Genomic DNA, 22181 nt, shown 5'->3' with positions numbered 1-22181 from the left:
GCTTCTTTGACTATCGACGTAAGCCAAGCTTTGTGATTAATTCACGGTAACGTGTGATATCGCTATTACGAAGGTAAGTAAGTAAGTTACGACGTTTACCAACCATCTTTAATAGACCACGACGTGAATGATGATCCTTCTTGTGAGTACGTAAGTGCTCGTTTAGAGTGTTAATTTGCTCCGTTAGGACAGCAATTTGAACCTCTGGAGAACCAGTATCAGTCTCATGAGTTCTAAATTGTGCAATGATTTCATTTTTACGCTCTTGTGTTAAAGCCATCCTATTTCACCTCCTATTAATTAAACCCCCAATTACCTAGCAAGCGTCGGTGAGTCGCAATGCCAAGCAATGGTTGTCATAAAGTACATAACATAGAATACTACTTTTCATTTGAAAAAGCAAGTATATTCTTTGCACTTGAAAAATATTCTTGGGCAATTTTCTTATCTTTCGCGATTTGTGCGACTAACTCATCAATACCATTAAACTTTTTTTCTTCTCTTATACGCATATGCCACTCCACCGTGACACTTTGATCGTATATATCTTTATTAAATTCAAATAGATGTACTTCAATAGATAATTGGCGCTCATCTTCTTTAAAAGTTGGTTTATATCCAATATTACATACGCCATCGTGCCATTCATCGTGAACTTTCAATCTCACTGCATATACACCTACAGGTGGGAGTAGATATTCATCACTTAAACCTACATTTGCAGTTGGAAAGCCAATTTGGCGTCCACGCTTATCACCGTGCACAACTGTTCCTTCTACCGTATAAGCTCTCCCTAAAATAGATGGAATCTGCTCCATTTCTCCATTTCGAATTAACTTTCGTAATGAAGTAGAACTTACTTTTTCTTCTTGATATTCAACTTTTTCGATCACGGTCTGTGTAAACTCCCCTCTTGCATGAAATGGTAAAGTCTCCATCTTCCCTTTCCCTAAACGTCCATATGAATAATCAAATCCTGCTACTACATGCTTTACGTTTAAATCAATAATATAATCATCTACAAATTGTTGTGGTAATAATCCTGCAAATGATTCATCAAATTTAATAACATATAATATATCGATTCCTAAACTTTCGACTATTTTTTCTTTATCACGCATTGGTGTAATATACTCCACATGCGCTTCCTTTTTTCCTAAAACAACAGATGGATGAGGATAAAATGTCATAACTGCACTTTTATATCCCCGTTCATCCGCTATTTGCTTCGCAGTTCGAATCACACATTGATGTCCTAAATGAATGCCATCAAAAAATCCTAATGCCATTACAGTAGGTGGTAATTCTAGTTTATTTTGTTCATGTGGATGAGTTAAATGAATAAGTTTCACGCTTGAATTCACCTTTTTCTGTAATAATCCTTCCGATAATTCATTATAGCTTTAGTTCTTGATTATTCACAAGTACTTTCATTGGCTTTAGCATACCAGGGTGTTTTGGGTGGTGCTCATAAATCGCTAAGCAACAATCATTTTTATCAAATACTGTAATAAATGGTGCTGTTATTTCTAATTCATTCTTTAAGAACATACCATTTTTTATTTTTTCTGCTTGCTTTTCATCTACAACCATTTTCGGAAACTTACTTAATGCTTCGTCAATTGAAATGAAGATAGACTCTACTGTTCCATTTTGCACGTTTTCTTCAATTTCTTCAAATGATATGCAATCTTCTAGTAAAAATTCACCAGATGCTGTTCTTACAAGATGGGACATGTGTGATGGAAAACCAAGTTTTTCACCAATCATTACTGCTAGCGTTCTTACATATGTTCCTTTACTACACGTTACACGGAAACGGAATGAAATGTTTTCCCCTTCAAAAACTTCACGTTCATCAAGTAATACAAATTCGTGAATTGTAATTGTACGAACTGGACGTTCAACCTCTTGACCTGCTCTAGCATATTCGTATAGTTTTTTCCCGTTTACTTTTACAGCTGAAAACATCGGTGGCATTTGTTCAATTGTTCCTGTTAACTTTGCAAGAACATCTTCTACTTCTTTTCGTGTAATAACACGATCTACATTTTTCGTTTCTACAACTTCACCCGAAGCATCTTCAGTCGTCGTAGAAAATCCTAATGTTACTTCACCTTCATACGTTTTCGTCTCACTTGTTAAAAATTGTGCAATTTTCGTTGCTTTACCAACACAAATCGGTAATACGCCCGTTACATCTGGATCTAATGTTCCCGTATGACCAATTCGTTTCTCACGTAAAATCTTTCTTAATTTAAATACACAATCATGTGACGTCATGCCTTTCGGCTTATGTAATAATACTACACCTTCCATATATGTTCACCTCATCATAATTCTTTCATAATAAATATCCAAAACTTATTTTGCATTGAAAAAATGGATAGACATATGTCTATCCATTATTCTTCACGTTTACCTTCTTTATTAATTTCATGTAAAAGTGTATCAATTCGATGACCATATCCGATAGACTCATCAAATTCAAAAGAAATTTCCGGTGTTTTACGAAGACGAATACGTTGGCCAATTTCTGAACGAATGAAGCCTTTTGCCTTCGCTAAACCTTTTAATGTACTTTCTTTCTGTTCTTCATCACCTAAAACAGAAATATATACTGTAGCAATTTGTAAATCTCCACTCACTTGTACATCTGTTACTGTAACAAATCCGACACGTGGATCTTTAATTTTACGACTGATGATGTCGCCTAATTCTTTTTTCATTTGCTCGCCTACACGGTTTGCACGTAATTTCATAATTCTTCACCTCATTCAGTACCATTCCAATTGTGTTATCGTACGTTCAATTTCAGGAAATGAATCGATGTACTCGAGTACACGATTCATTTCTTTTTCACAGATAACACGATTTGAGGATACGGAAACAATTGCAATTTCTGTACGTTGCCATACATCTTGATGCCCTACTTCTGAAACAGCTACGTTATAACGCTGCTTTACACGAGTTAGCACCCTTTGCAAAATTGCTCGTTTCTCTTTTAAAGAATGCACATCGTAAATCATACACTCGAATGAGAGTGAAGCGATAATCATCGCTTCACTTCTTCCATAATGTACGCTTCAATGATGTCCCCTTCTTTAAGATCATTATATCTCTCAATTGTAATACCACACTCATAGTTTTGTGCAACTTCTTTTACGTCGTCTTTGAAACGTTTTAACGTATCAAGTTGTCCTTCGAAGACTACTACGCCATCACGGATAATACGAACGCCACTATCACGTGTAATTTTACCGTCGATTACATAACAACCTGCGATTGTTCCCACTTTTGTTACTTTGAACGTTTGACGTACTTCCGCTTGACCGATTACTTTTTCTTCGAATTCTGGATCCAGCATACCTTGCATTGCTGATTCGATTTCTTCGATTACTTTATAGATAATACGGTGTAAACGAACATCAACGTTCTCTAATTCAGCTGTACGCTTCGCATTCACATCAGGGCGTACGTTAAATCCAATTATAATTGCATTAGATGCAGAAGCTAAAATAACATCAGATTCTGTAATCGCACCTACGCCTGTATGGATAATTTTCACTTTCACGCCTTCAACATCAATTTTACGAAGTGATGCTGCCATTGCTTCAACAGAACCTTGTACGTCTGCTTTCACAATTAAGTTAATTTCTTTTACATCGCCCTCTTGGATTTGTTGGAATAAATCTTCAAGGCTTAATTTAGATTTCTCACCACGTTGAGCAAGTAACGCTTCTTGTGCACGTGATTCACCGATTTGACGAGCTTTCTTCTCATCAGCGAATGCCATGAAACGATCTCCCGCTTGTGGTACTTCATTTAAACCTGTAATTTCAACAGGAGTTGATGGACCAGCAACTTTTACACGACGACCAATATCACTTACCATCGCACGAACACGACCGAATGATGTTCCAACAACAATTGGATCTCCAACTCGAAGTGTACCGTTTTGAACAAGTAATGTCGCGATAGTTCCTTTACCTTTATCAAGCTGCGCTTCAATTACAGTACCAGCTGCATAGCGATTTGGATTTGCTTTATATTCTTCTACTTCACTCACAAGAAGAATCATTTCTAGCAAGTTGTCAATTCCCTCGCCTTGAATTGCAGAAATTGGTACGAAAATTGTGTCTCCGCCCCAAGCTTCTGGAACTAATTCATATTCTGTTAATTCTTGCATTACACGATCAGGATTTGCCGCTGGTTTATCCATTTTATTCACAGCAACAATAATTGGTACTCCAGCTGCTTTCGCATGGCTAATTGCTTCAACTGTTTGTGGCATAACGCCGTCATCAGCTGCAACAACAAGAATTGTAATATCTGTTACTTGTGCACCACGAGCACGCATTGTTGTAAATGCCGCGTGACCTGGTGTATCTAAGAACGTAATTTTCTTATCATTTACATCAACTTGGTATGCACCGATATGCTGAGTAATTCCACCAGCTTCGCCAGCAGTTACTTTTGAATTACGGATAGAGTCAAGCAATGTTGTTTTACCATGGTCAACGTGTCCCATAATTGTAACAACAGCTGGACGTTCTTGTAAGTTTTCTTCATCATCTTGCTCATCGATGAATGTTTCAAATTCAGTTTCACTTACAACTACTTCTTCTTCTACTTCAATACCGTAATCAGTAGCAATTAACTCAATTGTATCTTTATCTAAGTCTTGGTTAATTGTCGCCATAATTCCTAGCATGAAGAGCTTTTTAATAATTTCAGATGGCTCTTTGCTTAACTTCTTAGCAAGGTCACCTACTGTAAGGCTTCCAGAGAAAGTGATTTTATCTGGTGTTTCTACTATTTGTGTTTGTTGTCTTCCAGCAAAGTTATCTTGACGTTTGTCTTCATTTCCTTTGCCTTTTTTCTTCTTCTTATTATTACTGTTCTTTTTACTGCGAACAACTTTCTCTTCTACTTCAAACTCATCTGCAACAGAAGGTTTTTCTGCTCCAGTGTTATATTGATTATCTAATTTGTTTACTACTTCATCTTCTAACATTGTCATATGATTCGAAACCTCGATATTCATCTCTTTTAGTTTTGTCATAAGATCTTTACTTGAGATATTATTTTTTTTTGCATATTCATGTACTCGAATTTTACTCATACCTTCACCCCCGGTAATTTGTATCGAGCATGCTACGTAGCTTTTTCGCAAAGCCTTCATCTAACACAGCTACAACGACTCGCTCGTCTCTCCCAATCGCATGCCCTAATTGTTGTCGATTTTCGACTTTTCTCATTGGTATGTTGTAGTACGTGGTTTTATCAATGATACGTTTTGTAGTGTTCGCTGACGCATCTTCAGAAAGCAATACTAGCTTTGCTTTGCCACTTCGTACTTCTTTTAAAACGAGTTCTTCACCCGAAATAATTTTTCGAGCGCGGTTTGCTAGTCCTAAAAACGATTTCCAATCGGACACTTACTTCGACTCCTTCTCAACAAGCTCAAGAAGCTCTTCGTACAGAGAACTGTCGATTTTCGCTTTTAGATGATGTTCCAAAATATTTTTCTTTTGGGCTTGAATAATGCATTCTTTATCTTTTGACAAATATGCACCTCGTCCTGATTTTTTTCCTGATAAATCAATAGACACTTCGCCCTCTTTGGAACGAACAATGCGAACGAGCTCTCGTTTTGATTTCATCTCTTGCGTCGCAATACATTTTCGTAACGGAACTTTTCGATTGCTCATACTCATCACCTCTATTCGATTTCGTCTTCAACTGAATCGAATCCGAATGCGATTACGCTATCTTCTTCTGTTACAATACCAAGTTGTTTCGCATCAGACTCACTTTTAATATCAATTTTCCAGCCTGTTAATTTAGCTGCAAGACGTGCATTTTGTCCACGCTTACCAATTGCTAATGAAAGCTGGTGGTCTGGAACAACAACAGTTGTTGCTTTTTCTTCTTCATCTACAAGTACTTTAACAACTTGTGATGGACTTAAAGCATTTGCAACATATTCAACTGGATCATTTGACCAGCGAACGATGTCAATTTTTTCACCTTTTAGTTCATCTACAATGCGTTGTACACGTTGCCCTTTCGGTCCTACACAAGAACCTACTGGATCAACATCGATATTCTCTGCATACACAGAAATTTTCGAACGATCGCCTGCTTCACGCGCTACAGAGCGAATTTCTACAGTTCCATCATAAATTTCTGGAACTTCCATTTCGAATAAACGTTTTAAAAGACCAGGATGTGTACGTGATACGTAAATTTGTGGTCCTTTCGTTGTTTTTTCTACTTTTGTAATAAATACGCGAATACGATCATGTGGTTTATATTGCTCATTTGGCATTTGCTCACTTACAGGTAATAAAGCTTCTACTTTCCCTAAGCTTACATAGATGAAACGAGCATCTTGGCGCTGTACAATACCAACCATAATGTCTTCTTCACGATCACTAAATTCTGAATAAATAACACCACGTTCCGCCTCACGAACTCGTTGTGTTACAACTTGTTTTGCAGTTTGAGCTGCAATACGACCAAAATCTTTTGGCGTTACTTCAATTTCTAGTACGTCGCCATCTTGGTAGTTTGGATTAATTTGTCTTGCCTCTTCTACAGAGATTTCAAGACGTGGATCAAACACATTATCAACAACGTCTTTACGTGCTAAAACTTGAATTGTTCCCACTTCTGGGTTAAAGCTCACACGAACGTTTTGTGCTTGGTTAAAATTGCGTTTATAAGCAGAGATTAATGCTGCTTCAATCGCATCAATAATAATATCTTTGCTAATACCTTTTTCTGACTCTAAAACGAGCAAAGCATCTAACAACTCAGTGCTCATGAAGATCCCCCTTCTTACTAAAACGTAACAGCAAGTCGCGCATTGGCAACTTTATCCATTGGAATTTGGATTTCTTTTTTACGTGTTTTAATTGTTAATAGTAGTGTAATTGTAGTACCGTCGTAGGAAAGTAGCTTTCCTTCAAACATCTTTTCACCATCAATCGGCTCATATGTTTTAATTGCCACTTGTTTCCCTACCGCTTGCTGGAAGTCTTTCTCTTTCTTTAATGGGCGTTCCGCTCCAGGAGATGATACATCCAAAAAGTAAAGATGAGGAATTGGATCCTCTTTATCTAAAGCTTCGCTTAAACGTTCACTTACCGCACCGCATTCTTCAATGTCGACTCCCTTTTCAGAATCGATGAATACGCGTAAGAACCAGTCTTGTCCTTCTTGCACATACTCTACATCTACAAGTTCAAGATTTAACTCCTCAACGATCGGCTGCGCAAATGCTTCTACAACTTCTGTGACTTTCTTATCCATAAACAGCCTCCTTCCTGCCGTCATGTACCATTTACAAGAAAAGATCCCGTTCATTCAGACGGTCTATCTTATTCTTTTTCGTTAGCTAACAAAAGCCCCTGCCGTTAAGCAGGGAATATCTGTCTTAGTATTACCAAATTTAAGAAGTAAAACTTGTAACAAAATATGTATATACGACAGAAATATCTTTACTATCCACATAGATAAAATGTAGATAGTAACACGAAAGAGTGGGTTTCCCCACTCTCTTTTTCACAAAATATACATGACATGGTTATCTCGGTTTATAGTATACCATAGCAAATATTGATTTGCAAAGACTTTTCCTTCCTGTTAGAACAGTGATAATTGGTTTTGATCCGGTAAATCTCCTAGACAACCTTGACTATCTAAATACTCAATAATTGTTTTTGAAACCTTACTGCGCTGCTGTAAGTCTTCTTTTGATAGGAATTCTCCATTTTTACGTGCTTCTACAATACTTAAAGCTGCGTTTGTACCAAGACCAGGCACTGCATTAAATGGAGGAATTAATGAGTCTCCATCAATAATAAATTCTGTTGCATGCGAGCGGTATAAATCAACCTTTTGGAATGAGTATCCACGCTCACACATTTCAAGTGTCATTTCTAGTACAGTTAATAAACTCTTCTCTTTCGGCGCTGCATCCAATCCTTTTTGAGCAATTTCGTCAATTTTTACGCGTATGGATGCTGAACCTTTCGCCATCGCTTCTACATCAAAATCATCTGCACGAACTGTAAAATATGCCGCATAGAATAAAAGTGCAAAATGCACTTTAAAGTACGCGATACGTACAGCCATAAGTACGTAAGCAGCCGCATGGGCTTTAGGGAACATGTATTTAATCTTCTTACATGAATCAATATACCAACCTGGTACATTATTATTTTTCATGTCCTCTTCCCATTCTTCCGGTACACCTTTACCTTTACGAACTGACTCCATGATTTTGAAGGCTAATGATGGATCTAAACCTTGATAAATTAAATATACCATGATGTCATCACGACAACCAATAACCTCACTCAGTGTACATGTACCATTATAAATTAACTCGTTTGCATTACCGAGCCATACGTCAGTACCATGTGATAGTCCAGAGATTTGGACTAACTCTGAGAATGTCGTTGGTTTTGTCTCTTCTAACATTTGTCTTACGAATTTCGTACCAAACTCTGGTATACCAAGTGTACCTGTTTTACAGTTGATTTGTTCTTCCGTTACCCCTAACGATTCTGGACCAGAGAAAATTTTCATCACTTCTGGATCATCCGTTGGTATTGTTTTTGGATCAATACCACTTAAATCTTGTAACATACGAATAACAGTCGGATCATCGTGTCCAAGTATATCAAGTTTTAATAAATTATCATGAATCGAGTGGAAATCAAAGTGCGTTGTTCTCCACTCAGCCCCTATTGAATCCGCCGGAAACTGTATTGGTGAGAAATCAAATATGTCCATGTAATCTGGTACTACAATAATACCGCCTGGATGCTGTCCCGTTGTACGTTTTACCCCTGTACAACCTGCAACTAACCGATCTATCTCTGCATTTCGAATCGTTAAATTATGATCATTGGCATAACCTTTTACATACCCATAAGCGGTTTTTTCCGCAACTGTACCTATCGTTCCCGCACGGTATACATAATCTTCACCGAACAGTATTTTCGTATAGTTATGGGCACGTGGTTGATATTCCCCGGAGAAGTTCAAATCGATATCGGGCACCTTATCTCCTTTAAATCCAAGGAACGTTTCAAACGGAATATCATGTCCATCTTTTACGTATGACACATTACACGTTGGACATTCTTTATCCGGTAAATCAAAACCAGAACCTACAGAACCGTCATTAAAGAATTCTGATTGCTTACACTTTGGACATACGTAATGCGGTGGTAATGGGTTTACTTCTGTAATTTCCATCATTGTTGCAACAAATGATGACCCTACCGATCCACGCGAACCTACTAGATATCCGTCTACTAACGATTTTTTCACAAGCTTATGTGAAATTAAATAAATAACGGCGAATCCATGTCCAATAATACTTTTCAATTCTTTTTCTAAACGAGCCTCTACAATTTCTGGTAGCTCTTCCCCATAAATGCTGCGTGCCATTTTATAACTCATATCACGCGTTTCATCATCGGCACCCTCAATTTTCGGTGTGTATAGATCATCTTTTACTGGATGAACATCACCAATTAATGACGCAACCTTTTGTGTATTCGTTACTACAATTTCTTTCGCTTTGTCTTCACCTAAAAATGAAAAACACTCTAACATCTCATCTGTTGTACGGAAATGTACGGGTGGTAATGAATGGCGATTTAAAGGATTTGCTCCGCCCTGCGAACTTACTAAAATTTTACGATACATTGCATCCTCTGGCTCTAAATAATGCACGTTCCCTGTAGCAACAACTGGTTTTTCTAACGTCTCACCTAGTTTTACTAAATTAGAAATAATTGTTTTTAATTGCCCTTCATCTCTAACGAGTTCACGTTCTACTAAATGACGTAACACCTCTGGAGGCATAACCTCAATATAGTCATAAAACTGTGCAATTTCTTCTACTTCTTCAGGTGCTTTTTGCATCATCGCTTCAAACACTTCACCTTTATCACAAGCCGTTCCTACTATAATGCCTTCACGATATTTTTTTAATAGAGACCTTGGCACTCGTGGTACACGATAAAAGTAATTCAGATGAGAATATGAAACGAGTTTATATAAATTTTTTAATCCAACGTCTGATGTGGCAAGTAATGTCATATGACTTGGACGCCCACGTTTATATGCATCCCCTTGCCCCATACTATCGTTTAGTTGATCGTGATATTCAAATCCCTTTTCAATTACATCTTTTAACATTTTCACAAGTAAATATCCCGTTGCTTCTGTATCATAAATCGCACGGTGATGTTGCGTTAATTCAATATCAAGCTTTTTACACATTGTATTTAATCGATGATTTTTCATTTCTGGGAATAAGAACCGTGCAAGTTCTAACGTATCAATAACTGGGTTTTTCGTTTTTTCTATCCCGGCCTTTTTAAAACCTACGTTAATAAAGCCCATATCAAAGCTTGCGTTATGGGCAACAAGTGTATGGTCACCCATCCATTCCTCAAACTTTTTGAACACTTCGTCCACTTCTGGAGCATCAGTTAACATATCATCTGTAATACCTGTTAATTCAATAATTGTTGCAGATAATGGTTGATGTGGATTTGCGAAAGATTCAAAGCGATCAATGATTTCGCCGCCTTTTATCTTTACGGCAGCTAACTCAATGACTGTGTCATACACAGCTGATAAACCTGTCGTCTCAACGTCGAAAACAACATACGTTTCCTCTGCAAGTAAACGATGCGCTTCGTTATATGCAATCGGTACACCATCATTAACTAAATTCGCTTCTACACCATATATAACTTTAACCCCAGCCTTTTTACCCGCAGAATATGCCTCTGGGAAAGACTGCGCAACAGCATGGTCTGTAACAGCAATTGCCTCATGTCCCCATTTACCTGCTTGGGCAACAAGTCTAGAAACAGGAGTAACAGCGTCCATTTGGCTCATCGGTGTGTGAAGATGCAGCTCTACACGTTTTTCACCTTCTGGCGCTTTATCTTTACGAGACGGTCCTGTTATTTCATTTATATCATTTGCAATCATTACTAAATCTCGAACGAATGTATCATTTTGAACAGAACCACGCGCTTTCACCCACATTCCTTTTTTCAAGGATTGCAGCATTGGAATATCTTCTTTATCACGTGAGAACATTTTTATCATAATGGAATCCGTATAGTCTGTTATTTTTAAAGTTAATAACGTACGGCCACTACGAAGCTCTTTCGTTTCTACATGGAAGACATACCCTTGAACTGTTTTTCTTCTTTCTTCATCTTGAATTTCTCGCATCGGTGTAATCTCTTCGTCTGGCTTAATAAGATACCCGAGTACAATCGGTCCTTCATGCACAACGCTGCTTTCTTCAGCTTGCTTCTTCGCCATTTCTTCCATAGCTTGTATAACACGTTCACGATCTTCTTGCTGCGTTTGCTCGCGAAACTTTTGCATTTCTTCTGTATTTTGCTTTATATGTGTGTCTAACTGAAAACGTGGGAATCCAAAAGCTTCATATTGATCACCCACTGGTTTCGCAACATTTTTCTTTAAAGCAGTAGATTCAAGATCATTATTCACATTTATTAGCAGCTTCACTCCATTCACCTGCGGAAGCTGCTTCTTTAAGTACGCAAACATAGGTGAAAATGTAATTCGTTCCGTACAAAGCGGCCAATACGCCCTCACTTCTTCTTCTGTAAATTGTTTATTCTCTGTTTCTAATGCAAATGTTGTTCTTGCAATATGAGAAAATGATTGCTTAAGCTTCGTTTCTAGCAATTCATATAATTCTGTCGGCAAAATACGTGGCACTTGTAAAGCAAAATGCCAACTTTTATTCGCTTTATCAATAACTAGCCTTTCAATACCACCGCCTTGTAAATATTGATTTATAAGGTCTTCTGGTATTTGCAACTGCTGGAGCAAAATTTGAAATCGCTCTTGTTGTTCATTTGTTAATGACATATGCACTCTCCTTCCATTTGCTATTATAAATTGAATCGTACTACAAAGAAAGATTTCTCCCTTCTTCTTTTACAAAATACGTTTACAAAGAAAGAGAAGGTACCTCATAACGAGGTACCTCTTCTTATTTTAAAATATTAGCAATATATGTTTGAAGTTCTTCTACTTTCACTTCTTCAGACTCGCCTGTAGCACGTACTTTCACTTCTACAATACCTTCATCCGCTTTTTTACCAACTGTAACACGAACTGGAAGGCCGAATAAATCTGCATCTGCAAATTTAACACCTGCACGTTCTGCACGATCATCTAGTAATACTTCGTATCCTTGCTCTTGCAATGAGTTGTAGATGTTTTCACCCATTTCACGTTGTGCATCAGATTTCATATTTACTGGAATTACATGCACATGGAACGGTGCAACAGCCTTTGGCCAAACTAACCCGTTCTCATCGTTAAACTGTTCTGCAATTGCTGCCACTGTACGAGATACACCGATACCGTAACAACCCATAATAAGTGGTTTTGTTTTTCCGTTTTCGTCTAGGAACGTTGCGTTCATTGCTTCACTATAACGAGTTCCTAATTTGAATACGTGACCTACTTCAATTCCGCGCGCGAAAAGAATTGTTCCATTTCCATCTGGAGATTGGTCTCCTTCTTGAATGAAGCGTAAATCTGTATATTGACTCACTTTAAAGTCACGTTCTGGATTTACATTTACATAATGGAATCCTTCTTCGTTCGCTCCCGAACATCCGTTGACAATTGATGCTACAGCATGGTCAGCGATAATTTCGATATCACCTGTAACACCAATCGGTCCTAAAGAACCAACTTCACAGTTTAATAATTCTTTCACTTCTTCATGAGAAGCAAGCTCAACAACTGAAGCGCCGTATACATTTTTCACTTTTACATCGTTCACTTCATGGTCACCACGAACAAGTACAACTACTAATTTCTCATCTACTTTAAATACCATAGACTTAATGCACTTGTCAGCTTCAATGTTTAAGAATGCAGATACTTCTTCAATTGCTTTTTGATCTGGTGTTGCTACCTTTTCAAGTGCCTTTTCTGCTTCATCACTCTTCGTATACGTAGCTACCACAGGAGCCATTTCGATGTTTGCTGCATAATTAGATGTATCAGAGTATGCAATTGTATCTTCACCAACTTCAGATAATACCATAAATTCATGCGTATCTTTTCCGCCCATTGCTCCAGAGTCAGCAATAACTGCACGGAAGTTCAAGCCACAACGAGCAAAAATGTTAGAGTATGCTTTGTATAAACGATCATACACTTCATCTAAGCTCTCTTGCGTAGCATGGAAAGAGTATGCATCTTTCATTAGAAACTCTCTTCCACGTAATAGACCGAAACGAGGTCTTTGTTCGTCACGGAACTTTGTTTGAATTTGGTATAATGTTAACGGTAATTTTTTATATGATTTCACTTCATCACGTACAAGATCAGTAATTACTTCTTCGTGTGTAGCTCCTAATGCAAATTCACGAGCGTTACGATCTTTCATACGCATTAATTCAGATCCGTAAGAATACCAACGCCCTGACTCTTGCCATAATTCCGCAGCTTGCATAGCTGGCATTAATAATTCTACAGCTCCTGCACGCTCCATTTCTTCACGAACAATACGTTCTACTTTGTGTAATACTTTTAAACCAAATGGTAGAAAACTATAAATACCAGAAGCATTTTGACGCATAAACCCTGCGCGAAGTAATAATTGATGACTTTTAATTTCCGCATCAGCTGGAACTTCACGTAATGTAGGACTGAATACCATACTTTGTTTCATTTATTCGCACCTCTTCATTTTACTCTTACACGCAACAAAACCCCTCACCTCGAGTTAGGTGAGGGATTTTATTGTACGAGCTCTATTTCATTATAAACTTCTTCTTATTTTACAAGAAAAACTTACGGATGTCATTCCATGTTACAACTAACATAAGCAACATTAATAATGCAAATCCAATAAAGTGAACCATTCCTTCTTTTTGACGATCAATCGGTTTCCCTCTTAATGCCTCAATTAAGAAGAAGAACAAACGTCCACCGTCTAAAGCTGGAACTGGTAATAAATTAAATAAACCAAGGTTAATACTTAAAACTGCCGCTAAACTTAGTACACGCGTAAATCCATAATCTACAACTTGATCTGTTAAATTATAAATTCCTACTGGACCTGATAACTCATTAATAGAAAATTGACCAGTTACTAATTTCACAAGAGAATCAAAAATTAGTTTCGTCCATTCGTACGTTTGTTCAAACCCTGATTTAATAGAACCCATCACTGTTTTCTCTACAGGAGAGTAAACACCAATTCTACCAACTTCTTCTTTTCCTTCTTTATCAACCGTTGGTGTTACTTTTACATTAAACTGTTCATTATCACGCTTTACCTGTAACGTAATTTCTTTATTCGGGTTTTCACGTACAATTGTTACAACATCTTTCCATGTACTAGTGTTCTTCCCATCAATCGCTTGAATTGTATCATTTTCTTTTAATCCAGCTTGCTGTGCTGCACTATTCTCCATTACTTTTCCGACCATTGGCTTGTCAACAGGAACACCTTGTACAAATCCAAGAATCACAAAAATAACAAATGCTAGAATAAAGTTCATTGCAGGACCTGCAAAAATTGTTAACGCGCGTTGACCCAATTTTTTAGAGCCAAACTGTCTATTATACGGAGCGATTTGGATTTCTTCTCCCGCAGATATGATACGAGCTTTTTCATTCACTCGGAATGTTTGCAGCTCTTCCTCGTACTCTTCATATCCCGAAATTGTAAGATTATGCTCCAAATCAGCTTGTTCGACTTCAATGACGCGAACATTTGGATATTTTTCATGTCCGTCAAAAACTAATTTCACAACTTCTTCTTTTTCATTTATTACAAGTCCAACCTTTTTCCCAGGCTTTAACTCAACAGTGTCCGCATCCTCGCCAGCCATTCTTACATAGCCACCAAGGGGTAGTAAGCGAATCGTATACACTGTTTCATTCTTTTCAAATGAGAATATTTTCGGACCAAAACCAATCGCAAACTCGCGGCATAAAATACCCGCTCTTTTTGCGAAATATAGATGCCCTAGCTCATGGAAAAATACGAGTGCACCGAAAATTAATATAAAGGCAATCGCTGTATTCAATTCCATAACCACCTTTGCTAAATTTGTTCCATCACAAACCGTCTTGTGGCTGCATCAATTTCCTGAATTTCCTCTAAGCTCGGACGTGCAATGACATTGTGATGGTGCATTGCTTTTTCAATGAGGTCTTCCACTGTTAAGAAACCAATTCTCTTTTGTAAAAAGGCTTCAACAGCTATTTCATTTGCCGCGTTCATTACAGCTGGCATGCTTCCACCTGTCTTCCCAGCTTCATACGCAAAACGTAGGCAACGGAAACGATCTTGATTCATTTTCTCAAAATGCAATGTTCCCATTTCCCATAGATTTAACTGTTTTGTGTCTGAAAGAGGTAATCTATCAGGATATGTAAGCGCGTATTGAATTGGTACTCGCATATCAGGTGAGCCAAGCTGCGCCATTACACTACGATCTTCAAATTCAACCATAGAATGAATAATACTCTCTTTATGTAGAACAACATCGATTTGCTCATAAGGGATACCAAAAAGCCAGTGTGCTTCAATTACTTCTAGTCCCTTATTCATCATTGTAGCAGAATCAATTGTAATTTTCGAACCCATTGACCAGTTTGGATGACGAAGTGCATCTTCTACGGTCACATGATGCAATTCATCTCTCGTTTTATCACGAAAACTTCCGCCTGAAGCCGTTATAATTAGTCGAGAGATTCTTTTTTCATTTTCCCCATTCAAGCATTGAAAAATAGCTGAATGTTCACTATCAACTGGAAGTAACGATACATTATGTTTTCGTGCTGCTTCCATTACAAGATGCCCTGCAGTTACTAACGTTTCTTTGTTTGCAATTCCAATTGTTTTTTTCGCCTCAATTGCACGGAGTGTCGGCAATAACCCTACGCTACCTACAACCGCATTTACTACAACTTCTGTATCTGGGTGTAATGCTACTTCTAATAAGCCTTCACTACCATATACGACCTTTGTATTACCAGAAACAGCTTGTAATTTTAAAACATCTTCCTCTCTTTGCACAGAGACAATTTGCGGAGAAAATTCTTGAATTACCTTTACTGCGTAGTCAACATTTTTCCCTACAGAAAAAGCAACGAGACGGAATTGGTCTGGGTGCGAGCGTAACACATCTAATGTTTGTGTACCGATTGATCCGCTTGCACCTAATAAACTAATGTTTTTCATGACTCCAACCCCTCGTTCATTTATTAATTATATTGTAATAAGAAGTATAGAATTGGTAACACAAATAACCAACTATCTGTTCGATCTAATATACCACCATGTCCAGGTAAAATTGTACCTGAATCCTTTACACCATAATGGCGTTTAAATGCAGATTGCACTAAATCACCAATTTGTCCAAAAATAGAAATGATAATCGTCAGAACGATTAAAATTCCTACATTCGCTTCAACCGGGAAGAACATATTGTAAACAAGTGCAACAACAATTCCACAAACAATACCGCCTAATGAACCTTCAATCGTTTTATTCGGACTAATTTCTGGCCACAATTTTCTTTTTCCAAATGCTTTTCCTATAAAATATGCCCCTGAATCAGTTGCCCATATGACAAATAATGCACAGAACACATATTTAATTCCTAATATTCTCGTTTCATTTAAATATAAGAATCCCATTCCAACATATGTCGTTGCCATAAGTAAAAATGAAGCATTGTCAAAAGTAAATGTATTCTTAGAAAGGACTGTATATGATAAAAGTAATAAAACAATCACAAATGTAATTTCTAATTTACCTAATCCAATCCATGTAAACAGCTCTGATGCACTACTCGGAACTAATATAATCCATAATAATACTGCAGCTAAAACTGTTGGTACCGAAATAAGCGTAAGCTTGTTCATACGAATTAATTCATATAAACCTATAGAAGCAAGTGCATACACTAAAACTGTAAAAGGCACGCCACCGTATATTACGATGGGAATGAATAGCGCGGCAGCAATCACTCCAGTAATAATTCTCTGTTTCACTACCAAACCCTCTCTTTCTACACGCCTCCGAATCTGCGCCCTCTATGCTGAAAGTCTGTAATCGCATTTAGCAAATGTTCCTCGGTAAAATCTGGCCAATACACATCTGTAAACCAAAATTCCGAATAAGCAATTTGCCATAACATGAAATTACTAATACGTAGCTCTCCGCTTGTACGGATTAACAACTCTGGATCAGGTAAAGAACTCGTCATTAAGTACGAAGAAATCATTTCTTCACTTACTTCTTCAGCACGAATTTTCCCTTCCTCACTATCTTTCATCATATGTTGCACAGCAGAAACGATTTCATCTCGACTTCCATAGTTTAACGCGAAATTAAGAATTAATCCCGTATTCTCTTTCGTATCTTCCATGGCCTTTTCCATCGCTCTGCGCGTATGCGTAGGAAGACGATCTTTTTGCCCTATTACTCGGACTTGTACGTTTTCTTCAATCAATTCTGGTAAAAATGTACCTAGAAATTCTTCAGGAAGCTTCATCAAATAATCTACTTCCTTTTTCGGTCTTTTCCAGTTCTCAGTCGAAAAAGCATAAAGAGTCAATACTTTCACACCAAGCTTACTTGCAAATTTTGTTATTTTCTTTACAACTTGCATGCCTTCATGGTGTCCAGCAATGCGAGGCATCGCTCTTCTCTTTGCCCATCTTCCATTGCCATCCATAATAATAGCAATATGTTCTGGGATATATCCTTTTTTCACTTCTTCAATGAGATGATCAAACGATGCGTCCTTTTTACTTTTAAAAAAAGGAAAGTTTTTAAACATCATTCATACCCTCCAGCAAGCAGACGTATGCCTAAAAGTGTAAAAAGACCCCCTTAAGAAGAGGGTCATATTTGCGAAGGTATCGCTATTACACTTCCATGATTTCTTTTTCTTTGTTTTTTGCGATTTCGTCAACTTTTGCAATATATTTATCTGTTTCTTTTTGGATATCTTCAGTATATCCTCTTAAATCATCTTCCGTAATCTCGCCAGCTTTTTCAAGCTTCTTAAGATCATCGTTACCGTCACGACGTACGTTACGAACCGCAACTTTTGCTTCTTCAGCATATTTTTTCACAACTTTTACAAGATCACGACGACGCTCTTCTGTTAATGCAGGGAATGCAATACGAATTACAGTTCCATCATTAGAAGGATTTAAGCCTAAATCTGCTTTTAAGATTGCTTTTTCAATATCACCGATAGAAGTTTTATCATAAGGTTGAATTACAAGTAAACGTGCTTCTGGAACTGTAATGTTCGCTAATTGCACAACAGGTGTTGGTGCACCATAGTAATCAACTTGTACCTTATCTAACACAGACGAGCTTGCACGACCTGCGCGAACTGTTGCTAATTCACGAGAGTAAGCAGCAACTGCTTTTTCCATTTTTTCATTTGAAGACTTTAATACTTGTTGTCCCATATTTATTTCCCCCTTACAACTGTTCCAATATTTTCGCCTAAAACGGCACGTTTAATGTTACCTTTTTCCATAACCGAGAATACAATTAATGGAATATCATTGTCCATACATAAAGAAGAAGCTGTTGAATCCATTACACCTAAACCTTCTTTTAATACGTCTAAGTAAGTAAGTGTTTCGTATTTCGTAGCTGTTGGGTCAAGAGATGGATCTGCATTATATACGCCATCTACGTTGTTTTTCGCCATTAAGATAACATCAGCTTCGATTTCCGCTGCACGTAATGCTGCCGTCGTATCTGTAGAGAAGTAAGGGTTACCTGTACCTGCTGCAAAGATAACAACACGTTTCTTCTCTAAGTGACGAATTGCTTTACGACGAATGTAAGGCTCTGCTACTTGACGCATTTCGATTGAAGTTTGAACACGAGTTTGAATTCCAATGTTCTCTAAGCTATCTTGAAGAGCTAATGAGTTCATAACTGTTGCTAACATACCCATGTAATCTGCTCCAGCACGATCCATTCCCATTTCACTTCCGATTTTTCCACGCCAAATGTTTCCGCCACCAACAACAACAGCAACTTCTACATCAAGTTCTGCAATTTCTTTCACTTGTTCCGCAACTGATTTTATAACAGATGGGTTAATTCCAAATCCTTGTTCGCCAGCTAACGCTTCTCCGCTTAGCTTTAATACGACACGATTATATTTCGGTTTACTCATAATGAACCTCCAATTGCTTACATCTTTATTTTAAAAAAGGGAACACAATGTGTTCCCTAATCTTTATTAGTTGCTACCTTTTACTTGGTTCATTACTTCTTCAGCAAAGTTGTCTTCGCGTTTTTCGATACCTTCACCAACAGCGTAGCGAACGAATCCTTTTAATGTTCCGCCTTTAGACTCAACGAACTGACGAACTTTCATATCAGGGTTTTTAACGAATGCTTGGTCAAGTAAGCAAATCTCTTCGAAGAATTTGCCTAGACGGCCTTCAACCATTTTTGCAACGATTTTTTCAGGCTTGCCTTCGTTTAAAGCTTGTTGTGTTAATACTTGACGCTCATGCTCAACTTCTTCAGCAGTTACAGCATCGCGGTCGATGTATTTTGGGTTAACTGCTGCGATGTGCATTGCTACATCTTTAGCAGCAGCTTCGTCAGTAGAACCTTCAAGAACTGTTAATACACCAATACGTCCACCCATGTGTAGGTAAGCGCCGAATGCATCAGCATCAGTTTTTGATACGATTTCGAAACGACGAAGTGTAAGTTTTTCACCAATTTTAGCGATTGCTTCGTTGATGTGCTCTTCTACTGTTTTGCCGCCTTCGATTGTTTGAGCCATAGCTTCTTCAATGTTAGCTGGTTTGTTAGCTAATAAGTGAGCAGCTAATTCTTTAATTAACGCTTGGAAACCTTCGTTTTTCGCAACGAAATCAGTCTCAGAGTTTAATTCTAAGATTAAACCTTCGTTACCGTTTGTTTCGATGAAAGTTAAACCTTCAGCAGCGATGCGGTCTGCTTTTTTAGCAGCTTTTGCAATACCTTTTTCACGTAAGAAGTCAATTGCTTTCTCCATGTCGCCATTAGTTTCAGTTAAAGCTTTTTTGCAGTCCATCATACCTGCGCCTGTTTTTTCACGAAGTTCTTTTACCATTTGTGCAGTGATTGCCATATTTTTCATCCTCCTAAAATATGTATTTATACCTTTTTAAAAAGGTGTTTATACCTTAAAAAAGGTGATAAAAGGCCGAACCCCTTATCACCTTTCCAAATTTGTTACGCAGTAACAGTTTCTTCACCTTGTTTTGCTTCAAGGATCGCGTCTGCCATTTTAGATGTAAGAAGTTTTACAGCACGAATTGCATCATCGTTTGCTGGGATAACGTGATCGATTTCGTCTGGATCACAGTTTGTATCAACGATACCGATGATTGGAATGTGTAATTTGCGTGCTTCAGCAACTGCAATACGCTCTTTACGAGGGTCTACTACGAATAATGCACTTGGAAGACCTTTCATATCTTTAATACCGCCTAAGAATTTCTCAAGACGCTCTAACTCTTTTTTAAGTTGAACAACTTCTTTCTTAGGAAGTACTTCGAAAGTACCATCTTCTTGCATTCTTTCGATGTCTTTAAGGCGCTTGATACGCTTTTGGATTGTTTGGAAGTTTGTTAAAGTTCCACCTAACCAACGTTGGTTAACGAAGTACATACCAGCACGAGTTGCTTCTTCTTTAATAGCTTCTTGTGCTTGTTTTTTAGTACCTACGAATAAGATGTCTCCACCTTCAGCAGCGATGTCACGCATCGTTCTGTAAGCTTCCTCAACTTTTTTCACAGTTTTTTGTAAGTCGATGATGTAGATACCGTTACGCTCTGTGAAAATGTAACGCTTCATTTTTGGGTTCCAACGACGAGTTTGATGTCCGAAATGAACACCAGCTTCAAGCAATTGCTTCATAGAAATTACTGACATAATTTAGTTCCTCCTAAATGGTTTTTGATATCCTCCGTTTACTTCATCTCTAAGCGAAACTACAAACGTAGCACCAACACTTAAATCAGTAAACGTGTGTACTTTGTACTGACACCACTGCTTACTATATCATACTGAAATATTACAATCAAGTCGAAAATGCGAACAATGTAAAACTTTCTTTTTTTTACGCTCAAATTCTAGTATTCCCAACCTTCACTTCCTTTAAGCAAGGAGGTGAAGGCTAATTAATAGTTTTCTAATGAACGTTGTCATGACGCCTTACGTAAGCAAAATCATTCTCTTAAAAAACAAAAAACTCTCCTCAACCGAGGAGAGTTTTTATATAAATTAGTTTGTTTTTAATTTAGCAAGTTCCTGTAGAAACTTGTCGTTTAGTACTTTAATGTATGTTCCTTTCATACCTAAAGAACGAGACTCAATAACACCAGCACTTTCTAATTTACGTAGTGCATTTACGATTACAGAACGAGTAATTCCTACGCGATCAGCAATTTTACTTGCAACAAGTAAACCTTCTGTTCCATTTAATTCTTCGAAGATATGCTCGATTGCTTCTAACTCACTGTAAGATAATGAGCTAATCGCCATTTGAACAACAGCTTTACTACGTGCTTCCTCTTCGATTTCTTCTGCTTTTTCACGTAAGATTTCCATACCTACTACAGTTGAACTGTATTCAGCAAGGATTAAATCATCGTCTAAGAACTCTTGACCAAGACGAGCTAACACTAATGTGCCTAGACGCTCACCGCCACCAACGATTGGTACGATTGTAGTTAAACCTTGACCGAATAATTCTCTATTTTCTACTGGGAATGCTGTGTAAGCACTGTTTACATCTAAGTTAGAAGATGTTTCTGTAATGTTGAATAAGCTTTGTGTGTATTCTTCCGGGAATTGACGCTCTGCAAGCATTTGTTTCATACGCTCATTCTCAATTTGTTGGTGAATTGCATAACCTAGTAATTTACCACGACGGCTTACTACGAATACGTTCGCTTCGATTACTTCACACATTGTGTCAGACATTTCTCTAAAGTTTACAGGCTTTCCTGCTGCGCTCTGTAATAACGCATTTAATTTTCTCGTTTTTGCTAATAATTCCATTTCAAAA

The 22181-nt window shown here is 37.6% G+C and carries 21 protein-coding genes; all 21 read right to left on the bottom strand.

Going from position 1 to position 22181, the window contains the following annotated elements:
• Nucleotides 1–10: 10 nt before the first annotated feature.
• On the bottom strand, nt 11–280 hold the full coding sequence (gene rpsO / locus MRBLBA3_RS03140; protein ID WP_001229392.1) for a 30S ribosomal protein S15: 270 nt from the start codon (nt 278–280) through the stop codon (nt 11–13).
• Between the two features lie 100 nt (nt 281–380).
• Complete coding sequence (ribF, locus tag MRBLBA3_RS03135; RefSeq protein WP_000766724.1) at nt 381–1352, bottom strand: bifunctional riboflavin kinase/FAD synthetase; 972 nt, start codon at nt 1350–1352, stop codon at nt 381–383.
• Nucleotides 1353–1395: 43 nt separating this feature from the next.
• Nucleotides 1396–2319: a tRNA pseudouridine(55) synthase TruB gene (gene truB, locus MRBLBA3_RS03130; protein ID WP_000399333.1), complete on the bottom strand. Its 924-nt coding sequence runs from the start codon at nt 2317–2319 to the stop codon at nt 1396–1398.
• Between the two features lie 86 nt (nt 2320–2405).
• Nucleotides 2406–2762, bottom strand: a complete 357-nt coding sequence (gene rbfA / locus MRBLBA3_RS03125; protein WP_000776443.1) for a 30S ribosome-binding factor RbfA — start codon at nt 2760–2762, stop codon at nt 2406–2408.
• Between the two features lie 15 nt (nt 2763–2777).
• Nucleotides 2778–3059, bottom strand: a complete 282-nt coding sequence (locus tag MRBLBA3_RS03120) for a DUF503 domain-containing protein (protein WP_000582364.1) — start codon at nt 3057–3059, stop codon at nt 2778–2780.
• Nucleotides 3056–5125: a translation initiation factor IF-2 gene (gene infB / locus MRBLBA3_RS03115; RefSeq protein WP_000036350.1), complete on the bottom strand. Its 2070-nt coding sequence runs from the start codon at nt 5123–5125 to the stop codon at nt 3056–3058. The genes MRBLBA3_RS03120 and infB overlap by 4 nt, the downstream gene beginning before the upstream one ends.
• A 4-nt stretch (nt 5126–5129) precedes the next feature.
• Nucleotides 5130–5441 carry a YlxQ family RNA-binding protein gene (locus MRBLBA3_RS03110; RefSeq protein ID WP_001286519.1) on the bottom strand — a complete coding sequence of 104 codons (312 nt, stop codon included), beginning with the start codon at nt 5439–5441 and terminating at the stop codon, nt 5130–5132.
• Nucleotides 5442–5714 (bottom strand): RNase P modulator RnpM, encoded by a 273-nt coding sequence (rnpM, locus tag MRBLBA3_RS03105; protein WP_000071123.1) that lies wholly within the window; start codon nt 5712–5714, stop codon nt 5442–5444. It lies immediately after the preceding gene.
• Between the two features lie 11 nt (nt 5715–5725).
• Nucleotides 5726–6832, bottom strand: coding sequence for a transcription termination factor NusA (gene nusA, locus MRBLBA3_RS03100; protein ID WP_000102601.1), 1107 nt, complete (start codon nt 6830–6832; stop codon nt 5726–5728).
• Nucleotides 6833–6849: 17 nt separating this feature from the next.
• Nucleotides 6850–7320: a ribosome maturation factor RimP gene (gene rimP, locus MRBLBA3_RS03095; protein WP_000359098.1), complete on the bottom strand. Its 471-nt coding sequence runs from the start codon at nt 7318–7320 to the stop codon at nt 6850–6852.
• Nucleotides 7321–7653: 333 nt separating this feature from the next.
• Entirely contained in the window at nt 7654–11955 is a 4302-nt protein-coding gene (locus MRBLBA3_RS03090; RefSeq protein WP_098665219.1) for a PolC-type DNA polymerase III, read from the bottom strand.
• Between the two features lie 124 nt (nt 11956–12079).
• Nucleotides 12080–13780 (bottom strand): proline--tRNA ligase, encoded by a 1701-nt coding sequence (locus tag MRBLBA3_RS03085; protein ID WP_000814329.1) that lies wholly within the window; start codon nt 13778–13780, stop codon nt 12080–12082.
• Nucleotides 13781–13889: 109 nt separating this feature from the next.
• The gene (gene rseP / locus MRBLBA3_RS03080) at nt 13890–15146 is read right to left on the bottom strand and encodes an RIP metalloprotease RseP (protein WP_001090225.1); all 1257 of its coding nucleotides are present in this window, start codon (nt 15144–15146) and stop codon (nt 13890–13892) included.
• Between the two features lie 17 nt (nt 15147–15163).
• A complete protein-coding gene (gene dxr, locus MRBLBA3_RS03075) occupies nt 15164–16306 on the bottom strand; it encodes a 1-deoxy-D-xylulose-5-phosphate reductoisomerase (RefSeq protein WP_000790381.1) in 1143 nt (380 codons plus the stop codon).
• Between the two features lie 23 nt (nt 16307–16329).
• Nucleotides 16330–17121, bottom strand: coding sequence for a phosphatidate cytidylyltransferase (cdsA, locus tag MRBLBA3_RS03070; protein WP_000813576.1), 792 nt, complete (start codon nt 17119–17121; stop codon nt 16330–16332).
• Nucleotides 17122–17138: 17 nt separating this feature from the next.
• Nucleotides 17139–17915 (bottom strand): isoprenyl transferase, encoded by a 777-nt coding sequence (gene uppS / locus MRBLBA3_RS03065; protein ID WP_000971305.1) that lies wholly within the window; start codon nt 17913–17915, stop codon nt 17139–17141.
• 85 nt (nt 17916–18000) lie between these two features.
• On the bottom strand, nt 18001–18558 hold the full coding sequence (gene frr, locus MRBLBA3_RS03060) for a ribosome recycling factor (protein WP_000531505.1): 558 nt from the start codon (nt 18556–18558) through the stop codon (nt 18001–18003).
• 2 nt (nt 18559–18560) lie between these two features.
• Complete coding sequence (pyrH, locus tag MRBLBA3_RS03055; protein WP_000042666.1) at nt 18561–19283, bottom strand: UMP kinase; 723 nt, start codon at nt 19281–19283, stop codon at nt 18561–18563.
• Between the two features lie 66 nt (nt 19284–19349).
• Nucleotides 19350–20237 carry a translation elongation factor Ts gene (gene tsf / locus MRBLBA3_RS03050; RefSeq protein WP_001018584.1) on the bottom strand — a complete coding sequence of 296 codons (888 nt, stop codon included), beginning with the start codon at nt 20235–20237 and terminating at the stop codon, nt 19350–19352.
• A gap of 104 nt (nt 20238–20341) precedes the next feature.
• Nucleotides 20342–21043 (bottom strand): 30S ribosomal protein S2, encoded by a 702-nt coding sequence (gene rpsB, locus MRBLBA3_RS03045; RefSeq protein WP_000111485.1) that lies wholly within the window; start codon nt 21041–21043, stop codon nt 20342–20344.
• Nucleotides 21044–21394: 351 nt separating this feature from the next.
• A complete protein-coding gene (codY, locus tag MRBLBA3_RS03040) occupies nt 21395–22174 on the bottom strand; it encodes a GTP-sensing pleiotropic transcriptional regulator CodY (protein ID WP_000421290.1) in 780 nt (259 codons plus the stop codon).
• Between the last annotated feature and the right edge of the window lie 7 nt (nt 22175–22181).

This window comes from Bacillus sp. LBA3-1-1.1 (genome assembly GCF_040676495.1).
GTDB lineage: Bacteria > Bacillota > Bacilli > Bacillales > Bacillaceae_G > Bacillus_A > Bacillus_A nitratireducens.
This window is presented reverse-complemented; position numbering and strand designations above follow the sequence as displayed.

What these genes read in the sequence shown, in the direction of transcription:
- uppS (WP_000971305.1), bottom strand. Translation starts at nt 17,915, where the DNA reads ATGATGTTTAAAAACTTTCCTTTTTTTAAAAGTAAAAAGGACGCATCG.
- dxr (WP_000790381.1), bottom strand. Translation starts at nt 16,306, where the DNA reads ATGAAAAACATTAGTTTATTAGGTGCAAGCGGATCAATCGGTACACAA.
- rbfA (WP_000776443.1), bottom strand. Translation starts at nt 2,762, where the DNA reads ATGAAATTACGTGCAAACCGTGTAGGCGAGCAAATGAAAAAAGAATTA.
- truB (WP_000399333.1), bottom strand. Translation starts at nt 2,319, where the DNA reads ATGGAAGGTGTAGTATTATTACATAAGCCGAAAGGCATGACGTCACAT.
- pyrH (WP_000042666.1), bottom strand. Translation starts at nt 19,283, where the DNA reads ATGAGTAAACCGAAATATAATCGTGTCGTATTAAAGCTAAGCGGAGAA.
- rpsO (WP_001229392.1), bottom strand. Translation starts at nt 280, where the DNA reads ATGGCTTTAACACAAGAGCGTAAAAATGAAATCATTGCACAATTTAGA.
- MRBLBA3_RS03090 (WP_098665219.1), bottom strand. Translation starts at nt 11,955, where the DNA reads ATGTCATTAACAAATGAACAACAAGAGCGATTTCAAATTTTGCTCCAG.
- infB (WP_000036350.1), bottom strand. Translation starts at nt 5,125, where the DNA reads ATGAGTAAAATTCGAGTACATGAATATGCAAAAAAAAATAATATCTCA.
- frr (WP_000531505.1), bottom strand. Translation starts at nt 18,558, where the DNA reads ATGGGACAACAAGTATTAAAGTCTTCAAATGAAAAAATGGAAAAAGCA.
- MRBLBA3_RS03120 (WP_000582364.1), bottom strand. Translation starts at nt 3,059, where the DNA reads ATGATTATCGCTTCACTCTCATTCGAGTGTATGATTTACGATGTGCAT.
- rnpM (WP_000071123.1), bottom strand. Translation starts at nt 5,714, where the DNA reads ATGAGCAATCGAAAAGTTCCGTTACGAAAATGTATTGCGACGCAAGAG.
- codY (WP_000421290.1), bottom strand. Translation starts at nt 22,174, where the DNA reads ATGGAATTATTAGCAAAAACGAGAAAATTAAATGCGTTATTACAGAGC.
- rimP (WP_000359098.1), bottom strand. Translation starts at nt 7,320, where the DNA reads ATGGATAAGAAAGTCACAGAAGTTGTAGAAGCATTTGCGCAGCCGATC.
- nusA (WP_000102601.1), bottom strand. Translation starts at nt 6,832, where the DNA reads ATGAGCACTGAGTTGTTAGATGCTTTGCTCGTTTTAGAGTCAGAAAAA.
- rpsB (WP_000111485.1), bottom strand. Translation starts at nt 21,043, where the DNA reads ATGTCAGTAATTTCTATGAAGCAATTGCTTGAAGCTGGTGTTCATTTC.
- tsf (WP_001018584.1), bottom strand. Translation starts at nt 20,237, where the DNA reads ATGGCAATCACTGCACAAATGGTAAAAGAACTTCGTGAAAAAACAGGC.
- MRBLBA3_RS03085 (WP_000814329.1), bottom strand. Translation starts at nt 13,780, where the DNA reads ATGAAACAAAGTATGGTATTCAGTCCTACATTACGTGAAGTTCCAGCT.